Annotated in this window: 8 protein-coding genes and 1 riboswitch; of the genes, 4 read left to right on the top strand and 4 right to left on the bottom strand. The window is 72.7% G+C overall.

Annotation, left to right across the window (positions count from 1 at the left end):
• Positions 1–50: 50 nt before the first annotated feature.
• From treZ to glgX, 3 genes are read right to left on the bottom strand one after another with little or no spacing between them, the layout of a single operon-like run.
• Positions 51–1,805 (bottom strand): malto-oligosyltrehalose trehalohydrolase, encoded by a 1,755-nt coding sequence (treZ, locus tag EDF19_RS01710; protein WP_123679218.1) that lies wholly within the window; start codon positions 1,803–1,805, stop codon positions 51–53.
• Positions 1,802–4,309, bottom strand: coding sequence for a malto-oligosyltrehalose synthase (treY, locus tag EDF19_RS01705; RefSeq protein WP_123679217.1), 2,508 nt, complete (start codon positions 4,307–4,309; stop codon positions 1,802–1,804). The genes treZ and treY overlap by 4 nt, the downstream gene beginning before the upstream one ends.
• Complete coding sequence (glgX, locus tag EDF19_RS01700; RefSeq protein ID WP_123679869.1) at positions 4,306–6,540, bottom strand: glycogen debranching protein GlgX; 2,235 nt, start codon at positions 6,538–6,540, stop codon at positions 4,306–4,308. The genes treY and glgX overlap by 4 nt, the downstream gene beginning before the upstream one ends.
• Positions 6,541–6,668: 128 nt before the next feature.
• Between glgX and EDF19_RS01695 the strand changes: the two genes are divergently transcribed.
• The 4 genes from EDF19_RS01695 to EDF19_RS01680 all read left to right on the top strand — a co-directional run bounded on the left by EDF19_RS01695 (position 6,669) and on the right by EDF19_RS01680 (position 11,058).
• On the top strand, positions 6,669–6,992 hold the full coding sequence (locus EDF19_RS01695; RefSeq protein WP_123679216.1) for a hypothetical protein: 324 nt from the start codon (positions 6,669–6,671) through the stop codon (positions 6,990–6,992).
• A 120-nt stretch (positions 6,993–7,112) separates the two neighbouring features.
• Positions 7,113–7,224: riboswitch (TPP riboswitch) on the top strand.
• Positions 7,219–7,869: an ECF transporter S component gene (locus EDF19_RS01690; RefSeq protein WP_123679868.1), complete on the top strand. Its 651-nt coding sequence runs from the start codon at positions 7,219–7,221 to the stop codon at positions 7,867–7,869. (Overlaps the previous riboswitch by 6 nt.)
• 2 nt (positions 7,870–7,871) lie before the next feature.
• Entirely contained in the window at positions 7,872–10,343 is a 2,472-nt protein-coding gene (locus EDF19_RS01685) for an ATP-binding cassette domain-containing protein (RefSeq protein WP_221180598.1), read from the top strand.
• Positions 10,336–11,058 (top strand): ATP-binding protein, encoded by a 723-nt coding sequence (locus tag EDF19_RS01680; protein ID WP_260216840.1) that lies wholly within the window; start codon positions 10,336–10,338, stop codon positions 11,056–11,058. Before EDF19_RS01685 ends, EDF19_RS01680 begins: the two co-directional genes overlap by 8 nt.
• A 93-nt stretch (positions 11,059–11,151) precedes the next feature.
• Here the strand turns inward: EDF19_RS01680 and EDF19_RS01675 are convergent, their stop codons facing one another.
• Entirely contained in the window at positions 11,152–12,531 is a 1,380-nt protein-coding gene (locus tag EDF19_RS01675) for an MFS transporter (protein WP_123679214.1), read from the bottom strand.
• Positions 12,532–12,557 lie beyond the last annotated feature (26 nt).

The raw sequence follows: 12,557 nt of genomic DNA, 5'->3' as shown, positions 1-12,557 counted from the left end.
GATCGGCCGCCCGTTGGCAGACCGGACGGCAGTCGAGCGCTACCGGAGCGCTACCGGAGCACCACCACACCCCGGCCGCGGAACCGCACGCAGTCGGTCGCCACGTCAGCCGCTCCGAAGCGGTAGAGCTCCTCGCCGGTGGCGCCGGGCACGGGGACCTCGGCGGCGTCGTCCAGGAAGTTCACCACGACGTGCACCGGTGCGACGTCCGGCCCGAGCAGCCCACGCGTCAGCACCAGCCAGCGCCGGTCCTCGCTGAAGCGGACAGCGTTCGCCTCGTACCGGTGGTCGACGAACGCCTGGTCGGTCCGGCGCAGGGCGACGAGCACCCGGTAGGCCCGGAGGATCGCGGCACCCCGCTCCGAGCTGACGTCGGCCCAGTCGAGCTTCGAGTTCGTGAACGTGCTCGGGTCCTGCGGGTCGGGCACGGCCGATTCGTCCCACCCGTGCTCCGCGAACTCGCGGATGCGCCCCTCGGCGGTGGCCTTGCCGAGCTCGGGCTCCGGGTGCGACGTGAAGAACTGCCACGGTGTCGTCGCGGCGAACTCCTCGCCCATGAACAGCATCGGCGTGAACGGGCCGAGCAGCGTCAGGGCCGCGGCGATCACGAGCCCTTCGTCGTCCAGCGTCGCCGACAGTCGGTCACCGGCGGCGCGGTTGCCGATCTGGTCGTGGTTCTGGTTCGCCACGACCAGGGCCGTCGCGGGGGAGGTCCCGCGGTCGATCGGCCGTCCGTGCCGCTTCCCGCGGAAGGACGACCACATGCCGTCGTGGAAGAACCCGTGGTCGAGCACCTTCGCGAGCGCCGACAACGGAGCGAAGTCGGCGTAGTAGCCGTTCGTCTCGCCGGTCAGCGCCACGTGCACGGCGTGGTGGAAGTCGTCGGACCACTGTCCGGCGAGCCCGTACCCCGCGGCTTCACGCGGACGGAACATCACCGGGTCGTTGAGGTCCGACTCCGCGATGAGGGAGAGCGGTCGCCCGACGAACGACGAGTACGCGTCGGTCTCGTCGGCCATCGCCGCGAGCACGTGCGGCCGGGTGGTGTCGCGCAGGGCGTGCACGGCGTCGAGCCGGAGCCCGTCGACGTGGTGGTCCCGGAACCACATCCGGACGTTGTCGAGCACGTACCGACGGACCTCCGGGTGCTCGACGTTGACGGAGTCGCCCCACGTGTTGCCGAGTCCCTGCAGCAGGTACGGCCCGTACAGCGGCAGGTAGTTGCCGCTCGGCCCGAGGTGGTTGTGGACGACGTCCTGGATGACGCCGAGGCCGAGCGCGTGGGCGGTGTCGACGAACCGGTCGTAGGCGTCCGGGCCGCCGTACGGCGCGTGCACCGAGAACCAGCCGACACCGTCGTAGCCCCAGTTCCACTCGCCGTTCACGGCGTTGACGGGGAGCAGCTCGACGAACTCGACCCCGAGCTCGACGAGGTGGTCGAGCTTCTGGGCCGCGGCGTCGAGCGTGCCCTCGGGCGTGTAGGTGCCGACGTGCAGCTCGTAGATCACGGCACCGCGGGCCGGGCGGCCGGTCCACGACTCGTCGGTCCACGCGAACCGGGCGGGGTCCACCACTTCGGACGGTCCGTGCACGCCGTCCGGCTGGTGCCGGCTGCGGGGGTCCGGCCGCACGGCGTCGTCGTCGCCGATGCGGAAGCCGTACCGGGCGCCGACGACCGGCATGATCGCGTCGGTCGCCCACCAGTCGTCGTCGCGACGGGTGAGCTGGTACTCGACGTCGTCGACCACCAGCCGGACGCGGTCCGGCTCGGGAGCCCACACGGCGTATCGGTCGGGTGCGGTCATGCGTGGCCCTCCAGGATGTCGATCTCGGCCTGCTCCGGCGTCTCGGTGGCGTCCGTCGGGTCGGCGGACGGCCGGGAGGCGCGCCCCGCGTCCGACGCGGCGGTCACGGTGTCGACGTGGCCGGGTTCACCGACCGCGCCCACCGGGACGAGGAGGGCGACCGGGTAGGTGGCGAGCAGCTCGTCGAGGCGGATGCCCCGGGCCGCGGGGACGTGGCGCCCGGTCAGCAGGTCGACGCGGTCGACCGGGGTGGGGTGCACCAGGGTGTCGCCCCACCCGCCGACCCGTCCGAGACCGATGGGCAGGCGTGTGGCGACCGTGACGGCACCCCCGCGGTCGAAGGCGAGCACGTGGTCCGCCGCGCTGCCGGTGGCCTCGAGTGCGAGGTACCGGGTGAACAGGTCCGGGTGGTCACGACGGGCCCGCAGTGCACGGGTCGTCACGAGGAGCTTCGCCGCACCGTCGATGCCGATCGCGGGCAGGTCCTCCGGTCCGTCGTCGTCCGGGCCGTCGAGTTCGGCGAGCACGTGGCGCCGTTCGACGTAGTCCACCGCCCGCCGGTTGTCGGGGTCGACGAGGGAGCGGTCCCAGAACTCCGTGCCCTGGTAGACGTCGGGGACGCCGGGCGCGGTGAGCTGCACGAGCTTCTGCGCGAGGCCGTTCGACCACCCGGCGGCGTCGATCCGCTCGTCGAGGGCGTCCAGCACCGCGACCACGGCCGGATCGTCGAACGCGGCGTCGACGAGCGCGTGCATGCGCCGTTCGAAGTCCTGGTCGGGTTCGGTCCAGGTGGTGCTGTCGCCGGCTTCGCGCGAGGCCTTCTCGGCGTACGCGTGCAACCGCTCACGACTGGCGGGACGCGCGCCGACGACCGCCTGCCAGAGCAGGTCGGCGAAGACGCGGTCCTCGAGCGGGACGAGGGACTGCAACCGGTCGAGGGTCGCCGCCCACTCGTCACCGAGTTCGGCGAGCACGGCGATCCGCGCACGGGTGTCCTCGCTGCGCTTCGTGTCGTGCGTGGTGAGGGTCGTCATCGTGTCCGGCCAGCTGCCGAGCCGGTCGCGCTGCGCCTGGTGGAAGGCGTCGACGGACACCGAGAACACGCTCGGGTCGCCGCCGACCTCGCTCAGGGAGCTCAGGCGGGACGTCCGGTAGAAGGCGGTGTCCTCGACCCCCTTCGCCATCACCATGCCGCTCGTCTGCTGCAGGCGGAGCGCCGCGGCGTTCGTCGGGTCGACGAGGGCCGGGGCGATCCGGTCGATGACGTCGTCCAGGTCCGGACGGGACTCGGCGGCGCGTTCGAGCGCGGTCACCAGGTGGTGCACGCCCTCGGGCAGGTAGGTGCGGTAGACGTCGAACGACGCCACGACCTCGGCGACGGCGTCCACGATCCGGGCGTGCGGCACGGGGTCGGACCCGATCGTCGCGGTGCCGGGACCCAGCAGGCGGGCGAGTCGTTCGACCTCGCTGCCGAGGATGCCGTCCGCGATGCCGCGTCGGGTGTCGTGGGTCAGCTGCTGCCAGTCGGCGGGTTCTGCACCGGATGCCGCGGTCAGCGCCGGTTCGCCGGCGGGGTCGATGAAGACGCGGTCGAGCACGCCGAGCGCGTCGTAGCCCGTGGTGCCGTCGACCGGCCAGGAGCTCGGCAGCTGCTCGCCGGGCTCGAGGATCTTCTCGACGAGCGTGTACGCGCCGCCGGTGAGCTCGGCCAGGTCCTGCAGGTACCCGGCAGGGTCGTACACCCCGTCGGGGTGGTCGATGCGGAGCCCGTCGACGAGTCCGTCACGGAACCAGGCCCCGATGACCGCGTGCGAGGCCGCGAACACCTCGGGCTCCTCCACCCGGATGGCCGCGAGCGTGTTCACCGCGAAGAACCGCCGGTAGTTGAGCTCGTGGTCGGCCCGCTTCCAGTGCACGAACTCGTAGTGCTGTCGGGCGTGCACTGCGGCGACGTCGTCGCCGTCGTGCACGGTGCCGGGAGCGGTGGGGTACGCCGTGTCGCCGACCCGCAGCACCGGTCGGTCGGCGTCGGACGTGTCGAGCGAGACCGCGTCGAGCAGCCGGTCGTCGAGCACGGGGACCCGCACCCGACCGTCGCCGGCGGCCCAGTCGACGTCGAACGCCCAGGCCACCGGGGAGCCCTGACCGAGTTCGAGCAGGGACCACCACCACGGGTTCACCGCGGGGGTGGCGACGCCGACGTGGTTCGGCACGACGTCGACGAGCACGCCGAGTCCCACCGCGTGTGCGGCGTCGGCCAGGGCCCGGAGCGCGTCGTCGCCGCCGCGCTCCGGGTCGACCAGGGTGTGGTCCACGACGTCGTAGCCGTGGTCCGAGCCCGGCTCGGCCCGCAGCACCGGCGACAGGTAGAGCCAGTCGGCGCCGAGGTCGTGCACGTAGTCGACGAGGTCACGGGCGGCCGACAGGTCGAAGTCCGCCGAGACCTGCAGCCGGTACGTCGAGACGGGGACGCGGCGCCCCGACCCCGGGGTGCCGGTGCTCATCGGGCGGTTCCGCTCGGCGCGGTCGAGCCCGCGGGGTTCGAGGGCGTCACGGCGTCCTGCGGCGCACGGGGCTCCGGGGCGCCGGCGTGGTGCTGGACCTCGACCGGGGTCACCGAGACCTCGTGGTCCGGCTCGGCACGGAGCACGATCATCGACCGGGCGGGCACGTCGAGCGGCGTGCCGGCGTCGATGACCTCGTCCCGAGCACCGGGCTCGGCGGTGTCGATGCGCACGGTCCATCCGGGGGAGTACTCCTCCGGCGGCAGGGTGAACGTCACGACGTCGTCGTGCGCGTTGAAGTACGTCAGGAAGCCGACGTCGGTGACGCGCTCACCGCGGGAGTCGCGCCCGCGGATGCCGTCGCCGTTCAGGTACATGCCGACGCTCTTGCCGAAGCCGGAGTCCCAGTCCTCCGGGTCCATGGCGTCGCCGGAGGGCGTCAGCCACACCACGTCGGGCAGGGGCTCGCCCTCGCCACGACGGACCGGGCGGCCGTTGAAGTACCGGGTCCGGCGGAACGTCGGGTGGTCGTGTCGGAGCTTGACCACGTCCGCCGTGAACTGGACGAGGTCCTCGTCCGCGGTCTCCCAGTCGATCCAGCTGAGCTCGGAGTCCTGCGCGTAGACGTTGTTGTTGCCGGACTGCGAGCGGCCGAGCTCGTCACCGTGCGCGATCATCGGCACGCCCTGGCTGAGGAGCAGCGTCGCGAGGAAGTTCCGACGGCGCTGCAGCCGCAGGGCGTTCACGGACTCGTCGTCGGTCGGCCCCTCGACCCCGGAGTTCCACGACCGGTTGTGGCTCTCGCCGTCGTTGTTGTCCTCGCCGTTGGCCTCGTTGTGCTTGTCGTTGTAGGCGACGAGGTCGTACAGCGTGAAGCCGTCGTGGGCGGTGATGAAGTTGATGCTCGCCTTGGGCGTGCGGCCGTCGTGCTCGTACAGGTCCGCCGAGCCCGAGATGCGCGAGGCGAACTCGCCGAGGGTCGAGGACTCGCCGCGCCAGAAGTCACGGACGGTGTCGCGGTACTTGCCGTTCCACTCGGACCACTGCGGCGGGAAGTTGCCCACCTGGTAGCCGCCGGGGCCGACGTCCCACGGCTCGGCGATGAGCTTCACCTGGGACACGATCGGGTCCTGCTGCACGAGCTCGAAGAAGGCGGAGAGCCGGTCGACCTCGTAGAACTCACGGGCGAGCGCCGACGCCAGGTCGAAGCGGAAGCCGTCGACGTGCATCTCGGTGACCCAGTAGCGGAGCGAGTCCAGGATGAGCTGCAGTGAGTGCGGGTGCCCGACGTTGAGCGAGTTCCCGGTGCCCGTGTAGTCCATGTAGTAGCGCTTGTCGTCGTCGACCAGGCGGTAGTAGGCCGCGTTGTCGATGCCGCGGAACGACAGCGTGGGGCCGAGGTGGTTCCCCTCGGCGGTGTGGTTGTAGACGACGTCGAGGACGACCTCGATGCCCGCACGGTGCAGCTCGCGCACCATCGTCTTGAACTCCTGGACCTGCTGGCCCTGGTCGCCCGACGACGAGTACGACGAGTGCGGCGCGAAGAAGCCGATGGTGTTGTAACCCCAGTAGTTCGACAGCCCCTTGTCCTGCAGGGTCGAGTCGTTCACGAACTGGTGCACCGGCATGAGCTCGAGCGTCGTGATGCCGAGGTTCTTCAGGTGCTCGATGATCGCCGGGTGCGAGACGCCGGCGTACGTGCCGCGCTGCTCTTCCGGGATGTCGGGGTGCGTCTCGGTGAGGCCCTTCACGTGGGCCTCGTAGATCACGGTCTCGCCGTACGGGGTGCGCGGTGCGCGGTCGCCCTGCCAGTCGAAGAACGGGTTGATGACCACGCCCTTCATCATGTGCGTGGCGGAGTCGTCGTCGTTCGTCGAGTCGGGGTCGCCGAACGTGTACGAGAACAGGGACTGGTCCCAGTCGATCTCGCCGCTCGTCGCCTTCGCGTACGGGTCGAGCAGCAGCTTGGACGGGTTGCAGCGCGCGCCGGACTCGGGGTCGTACGGGCCCTGGACGCGGAAGCCGTACTCCTGCCCGGGGCCGACGTTCGGCAGGTACGCGTGCCAGACGTAGGCGTCGACCTCGACGAGGGGGACGCGCTCCTCGGTGCCGTCCGCGTCGAACAGGCAGAGCTCCACGCGCTCGGCGACCTCGCTGAAGAGCGCGAAGTTCGTTCCGCTCCCGTCGTAGGTCGCCCCGAGGGGATAAGGGTTGCCGGGCCAGGTGTGCAAACGGTCCTCCATGGGGGTGTCACGTCAAGATATCGACGGCCTCCGTCGCTGTCCGCAGACAAGCACCAGCTGTGGACGGTTCGCGGATGTCGCGGCCTGTGGAGGGACGGACGAGTACCGTCGCGCGCATGGCCAACATCGTCACGCAGATCGCAGACAAGGTCCGCCCGATCGGGGTCTCCACGAACTACGGAGAACCCGTCGAGGTCGGAGACCAGACCCTCATCCCGGTGTCCCTCGGCTGGTTCGGCTTCGGCGGCGGCGGGGACGGCGACGACAACGGCGGTGGGGGCGGCGGGTCCGTCTCCATCCCCATCGGCGCGTACGTCCGACGCCCCGGCAAGGACCTCGAGTTCGAGCCCAACCTCATCTCCCTCGTCGCAGTGAGCATCCCGCTCGTCTGGGTGACCGGCACCGTCCTGCGCAAACTGGTCCGCGTCCTGAAGAAGTGACCGATCGACGGCCTGGAGGCGCGTGGCGGCCCCGCCCCGCGCCTCCAGGCCGTCCGCTGGTCACCCGGCGCTGACGCGACGCCTGGTCGCGTCACGCGGTCGTGACCGCGTCTAGACTGCTGGGACACACACGGGAGTCCGGGTCCACCGGGCTGAGAGGGAGCGAACGGCGCTCCGACCGTCGAACCTGATCCGGATCATGCCGGCGCAGGGAGGAGTCAGCACCATGCCTTCTGGCACGTCTTCAGCAACCGCAACCACTGCTACCGCCGCACCTCGGCGATCGCTCCGCTGGCGGGTCGTCGACATCGTCGTCGCGAGCGTCCTCGCCGTCGCACTCGGCGTCGTCTTCCGGCTCTGGGAGTTCGGCTACGAACCGATCAGTGCCGTGATGGCCCTCGTGCTCCCGGGCACGCAGGCACTCTTCGGCGGGGTCTGGCTGCTCGCCGGACCCATCGTCGCCATCGTCGTCCGCAAGCCCGGCGCCGCGCTCTACGGCGAGATGGTCGCCGCGTCCGTCGAAGCGCTCTTCGGCACCCAGTGGGGGTGGCTGACGCTCGAGGCCGGGCTCGTGCAGGGCCTCGGCGCGGAGATCGTGCTCGCCCTGTTCCTGTACCGGGTGTACCGCCTGCCGGTGGTGGCGCTCGCCGGTGCCGCCGCGGGACTCGCGCTCGGGATCAACGACACGGTCCTCTGGTACCCGGGTCTCGACGCGGCGTTCAAGGTCGTCTACGTCGTCTCGGCCGTCGTCTCCGGCGCCGTCATCGCGGGCGTGGGCTCGTGGCTCGTCGTCCGCGCGCTCGCACGGACCGGGGTGCTGTCCTCGTTCGCTGCCGGGCGTGAGCACAGCCGTCGCCGACCGGGCGCCCTGGTGTGACCGTGACCACCCCGTCGGCGGCGTCCCCGGGCGTCGCCGACGAGCGTGAGGCGCGCATCGCGTTCCGTGACTGGGGTTGGCGGTACCCGGAGCGGCGCGAGTGGGCCGTCCGTGGCGTCGACCTGACCGTCGAACCGGGGGAGCGGGTCGCGATCGTCGGACCCTCCGGCGCCGGCAAGTCGACGCTCCTCCGAGCCGTCGCCGCCGTGCTGCCCGACGAACCAGACCCCACCGACGACACCGCTGCCTCGGTGCAGGGGACACTGCTCGTCGACGGCGCCGACCCCCGCGCCGTCCGCGGGCGGGTCGGTCTCGTCATGCAGGACCCCGAGGCGCACACCGTGATGTCGCGGGTCGGCGACGACGTGGCGTTCGGCTGCGAGAACGCGGGCGTGTCGCTCGAGGAGACCTGGGACCGGGTCCGGGCAGCGCTCGACGTCGTCGGGCTCGACCTACCGCTCGACCGCTCGACGGCGCAGCTCTCCGGTGGGCAGCGGCAGCGGTTGGCGCTGGCGGGGGTCCTCGCGATGCGACCGGGAGCCCTGGTGCTCGACGAGCCCTGTGCGAACCTCGATCCGTCCGGCGTGGACCAGGTGCACGACGCCGTCCGGGCGCTCCTCGACGAGACCGGGGCGACGCTGCTCGTGGTGGAGCACCGCATCGGCACGTGGCTCGACCTGGTCGACCGGCTCGTGCTCCTGGAGCCAGCCGGGGGAGTCGTCGCCGACGGCAGCCCCGCCGAGGTGCTCGCCACCCACGGCGCCGCACTGACCGCCGCCGGCGTGTGGGTCCCCGGCGCCGAACCCGCGCGCGGCTCAGCCCGAGGGCGGCGCCCGCCCGGCCGAGCGGGCGAAATACCCGGCGCGCCCCCGGTGGCGACCGCGGTGTTCCGCCCGCTCGGCGAAGCGGGCGGCGAAGCGGGCGGGGACGGGGGCAGGGACGGGGACGAGGGCGACGCGGTCCTCGAGGCGATCGGGCTCGGGACCGCCCGCGGCCGGCAACGGCGAGTGGGCAGTGGGATCGACCTGGCGCTCCGGCCGGGACAGGTCCTCGCCGTCACCGGTCCGAACGGCGTCGGCAAGTCGACGCTCGGCCTCACCCTCGCCGGACTCCTGCCGCCGGCCGAGGGCACCCTGCGCGCCGGCGCGCTCCTCGCCGCGGGCCTCGACGATGCCCCGGACCGTTGGTCGAGCCGGCAGCTCGCGGCCCGCATCGGCACCGTGTTCCAGGACCCCGAGCACCAGTTCGTCGGCCGTTCCGTCCGGGACGAGGTCGAGGCTGGCCCCCGCGCCCTCGGTTCGGCGGATGCGGCTGCCCGGGCGAGTGCCCTGCTCGACGAGTTCGGGCTCGCGCACCTGGCCGACGCCAATCCCTTCACGCTCTCCGGCGGGGAGCAGCGGCGGCTCGCGATCGCAGCGGTGATCGCCTCCCGGCCGCCCGTCGTCGTGCTCGACGAACCGACCTCCGGGCAGGACCGCGCCACGTGGGAGGCCGTGGTCCGTCGCCTCGGAGCCCTGGCCGACGACGGCACCGCGATCGTCGCCGTCACGCACGACCGCGACCTGGTCCGGGCGCTCGACGCCGACGAGCTCGTGCTCGCGGCGGACGGTGCCCGGCTCGTGGGGGGTGACCAGGGGACGTCGAACGCGACCGCCCCGGCGGCCGGGCCGGAACGTGTGAGCCGAGCCGCGCCTCCGGGCCGAGCCGCGCCTCCGGGCCGGCCGGGCCGACGCGGGGTCCGCGGCGTGCAGCCGGTGGCGTCGCTGCTCGGCGTGCTCGCGCTCGGGGTGTGTCTCGTGCTGAGCCTCGACGTGGTGTCCGCGGCCGTCGCCCTCGCGCTCGAACTCGCGCTCCTGCCGTTGCTGCGGTTGCCGGTTCGCACCCTGCTCCTCCGGACGGCTCCGGTGCTCGTGGCCGTGCCGCTCACCGCCCTCGGCATCGCGCTGTACGGCCGCCCGTCGGGTCGGGAGTGGCTCGACATCGGCTTCGCGCACGTCACCGACGGGTCGCTGACCCTCGCACTGGCGACGGCGCTCCGCGTGCTGGCGGTCGGCCTGCCCGCCGTCGTCCTGTTCGTCCGGGTGGATCCGACGGACCTCGCTGACGGCCTCGCCCAGGTGCTGCGGTTGCCGGCACGGTTCGTCCTCGGCGCGCTCGCGGCGATCCGGATGATGACGTTGCTCGCGGACGACTGGCGGCAGCTCGCGATGGCCCGTCGAGCCCGTGGGCTTGCGGACTCCGGACGGGTGCGGCGGGGGGCCTCGATGGCGTTCGCGTTGCTCGTGCTCGCGCTGCGGCGGGCGACGACCCTGGCGGTGGCGATGGAGTCCCGCGGGTTCGGCGCTCCCGGCAGGCGGACGTGGGCGCGGGTGGCGCGGTTCGCAGGGCCCGAGTGGGCGATGGTGGCGGTGCTCGTCGGGATCGGTGCGGTGTCGATCACGGTGGCGGTGTGCGTGGGGACCTGGCGTGGTTGACGACGGGGCTGGCGGCCCGGTCGGCGACCCGGCTGGCGTCGGAGCCGAGGCCGGCGTCGGAGCCGTGCCTGCCGACCCGCCCGGCGTCGGGGCCGTGCCTGCCGACCCGCCCGGGGCCGGGGCCGTGCCTGCCGACCCGGCCGGAGCCGGAGCCGGAGCCGGAGCCGGAGCCGGAGCCAGGGCGGGGGTCGGGCCCGGGGTCGCCGGGGGCCTCGCCGCCGCTGCCGCCGGGGCCGCTGCCGCATCGGGTGGGCGCCTCGTGGTGCTCGTCGACGGGCGCTCGGGTACCGGCAAGACGACCCTCGGCAACGAGCTCGCCGCCATTCTCGGTGCCGAGGTGGTGCACCTCGACGACGTCTACCCCGGCTGGGACGGCCTGCGAGCAGCAGCGGAGGCGGTCGTCCGTGACGTGCTCGGCGAACCCAGCGGGTACCGCCGGTGGGACTGGTCGACCGGGAGCGCGGCGGAGTGGACCGCCGTCGACCCCGACCGGCCGCTCGTGGTCGAGGGTTGCGGGGCGCTCTCGCGGGCCTCGGCACCGTTCGCCTCGTTGACGGTGTGGCTCGAGGCCGACGACTCCGTGCGGTGGGCGCGGGCGATCGGTCGGGACGGCGAGACCTTCGCCCGGGAGTGGGACCGGTGGGCCGCGCAGGAGCAGGACTTCATCGCGGCCGAGGACCCGGCTGCCCTCGCGGACGTGGTGCTGCGGACGTAGGCGTGCGCGTGCGCCGAGCGCCGGAGCGCCGGAGCGCCGGGAGTCCTCGCGCTGAGCGACAGTTCACGGGCGCACGAGGGCGAGAAGTGTCGCTCAGCCCGAAATCTGCCGGCGAGACGCCCGAGACGCCCGAGAAGCCCGCCGGCGCGAACCCCGACCAGCCGGGTCCACCGCGAACACCGCCGCGACGATGCTCAGCACCGCGTACACCCCGACGTACCCGCACAGGATCCACGGCGAACCCCCGCCCACCTCGACGAACACCGCGGCCAGCAACGGCGTGAGCCCCACCGAGAAGATCGACCCGATCTGGTACCCGAGCGACATCCCCGAGTAGCGCCGTCCCGTCGGGAACTGCTCCGCGAACCACGCCGCCTGCGGCCCGTAGATGCTGTCGTGGAACACGCACATGCCGAGCAGCGCGACGAGCGGCAGCAGCCCGAGCGGCCCGGAGTCGAGGAACGCGAAGTACGGCCAGATGAGCACCGCGATCCCCACCGCCGACCAGATCGTGAGCACCCGTCGCCCGACCCGGTCGGACAGCCAGCCCCAGAACGGCGTCGACACGAGCGACACCGCGGAGATGATCAACACCGCCTGCAGCCCGGCCGAAGCCCCCGATGGGCCACGGACGGAGCCGAGGTACGTCAGCGAGTACGTCGTCAGGATCGAGTACAGCGCGGGCTGCACCAGCCGGAGTCCGGCCGTGACCAGGATCGACCGCGGGTGCTGCCGGATCGCCGCCCACACCGGGAACCGCTCGACCCGGCCCGACGCACGGAGCTCCTGGAACACCGGCGCGTCCTGCACGCCGAGGCGGATCACGAGCCCGACGGCGACGATCACCGCGGAGAACAGGAACGGCAGCCGCCACCCCCAGGCGAGGAAGGCCTCGTCACCGAGCACCGCCCGGACGAGGGTGAACACCCCGGTCGCGAGCAGCATCCCACCGGCCGAGCCCATCTGCGTGAACGCCCCGAACAGTCCGCGGTGCCGTTCCGGTGCGTGCTCGACGGACAGCAGTGCGGAGCCGCCCCACTCCGCGCCGGCCGCGAGGCCCTGCAACAGCCGCAGCACGACGAGGGCGACGACCGCCCAGATCCCGATGCTCGACGCTGAGGGCACGACACCGATGAGCGTCGAGGCCACACCCATCAGCACCAGCGACGCGACGAGCAGCTTCTTCCGCCCGATCCGGTCGCCCAGGTGCCCGGCGATGATCCCGCCGAGCGGCCTCGCGACGAAGCCGACCCCGTACGTCGCGAACGACGCGATCACACCCACCGCCGGGGTCACCGACGGGAAGAACGTCGGTGCGAACACCAGGGCGGAGGCCGTCGCGTAGAGGTAGAAGTCGTAGTACTCGACCGTGGTGCCGACGAACGACGCGAGGGCGACGCGTCGGCGGGTCGCGTTGGTCGTCGGTGCGGTCGGACGGCCTGGAGGCGCGGTGACGGTGGTCGAGGTCGGCATGCCTCAGGAGCATGGTCGCCTCCGAC

Origin of the sequence: Curtobacterium sp. PhB115, assembly GCF_003752025.1 — a bacterium.
Classification (GTDB): Bacteria; Actinomycetota; Actinomycetes; order Actinomycetales; family Microbacteriaceae; genus Curtobacterium.
This window is presented reverse-complemented; position numbering and strand designations above follow the sequence as displayed.

Bases quoted from the DNA above. Each gene is read 5' to 3' on its own strand.
- treZ (WP_123679218.1), bottom strand. From the start codon at position 1,805: ATGACCGCACCCGACCGATACGCCGTGTGGGCTCCCGAGCCGGACCGC.
- treY (WP_123679217.1), bottom strand. From the start codon at position 4,309: ATGAGCACCGGCACCCCGGGGTCGGGGCGCCGCGTCCCCGTCTCGACG.
- EDF19_RS01695 (WP_123679216.1), top strand. From the start codon at position 6,669: ATGGCCAACATCGTCACGCAGATCGCAGACAAGGTCCGCCCGATCGGG.
- EDF19_RS01690 (WP_123679868.1), top strand. From the start codon at position 7,219: ATGCCTTCTGGCACGTCTTCAGCAACCGCAACCACTGCTACCGCCGCA.
- EDF19_RS01675 (WP_123679214.1), bottom strand. From the start codon at position 12,531: ATGCCGACCTCGACCACCGTCACCGCGCCTCCAGGCCGTCCGACCGCA.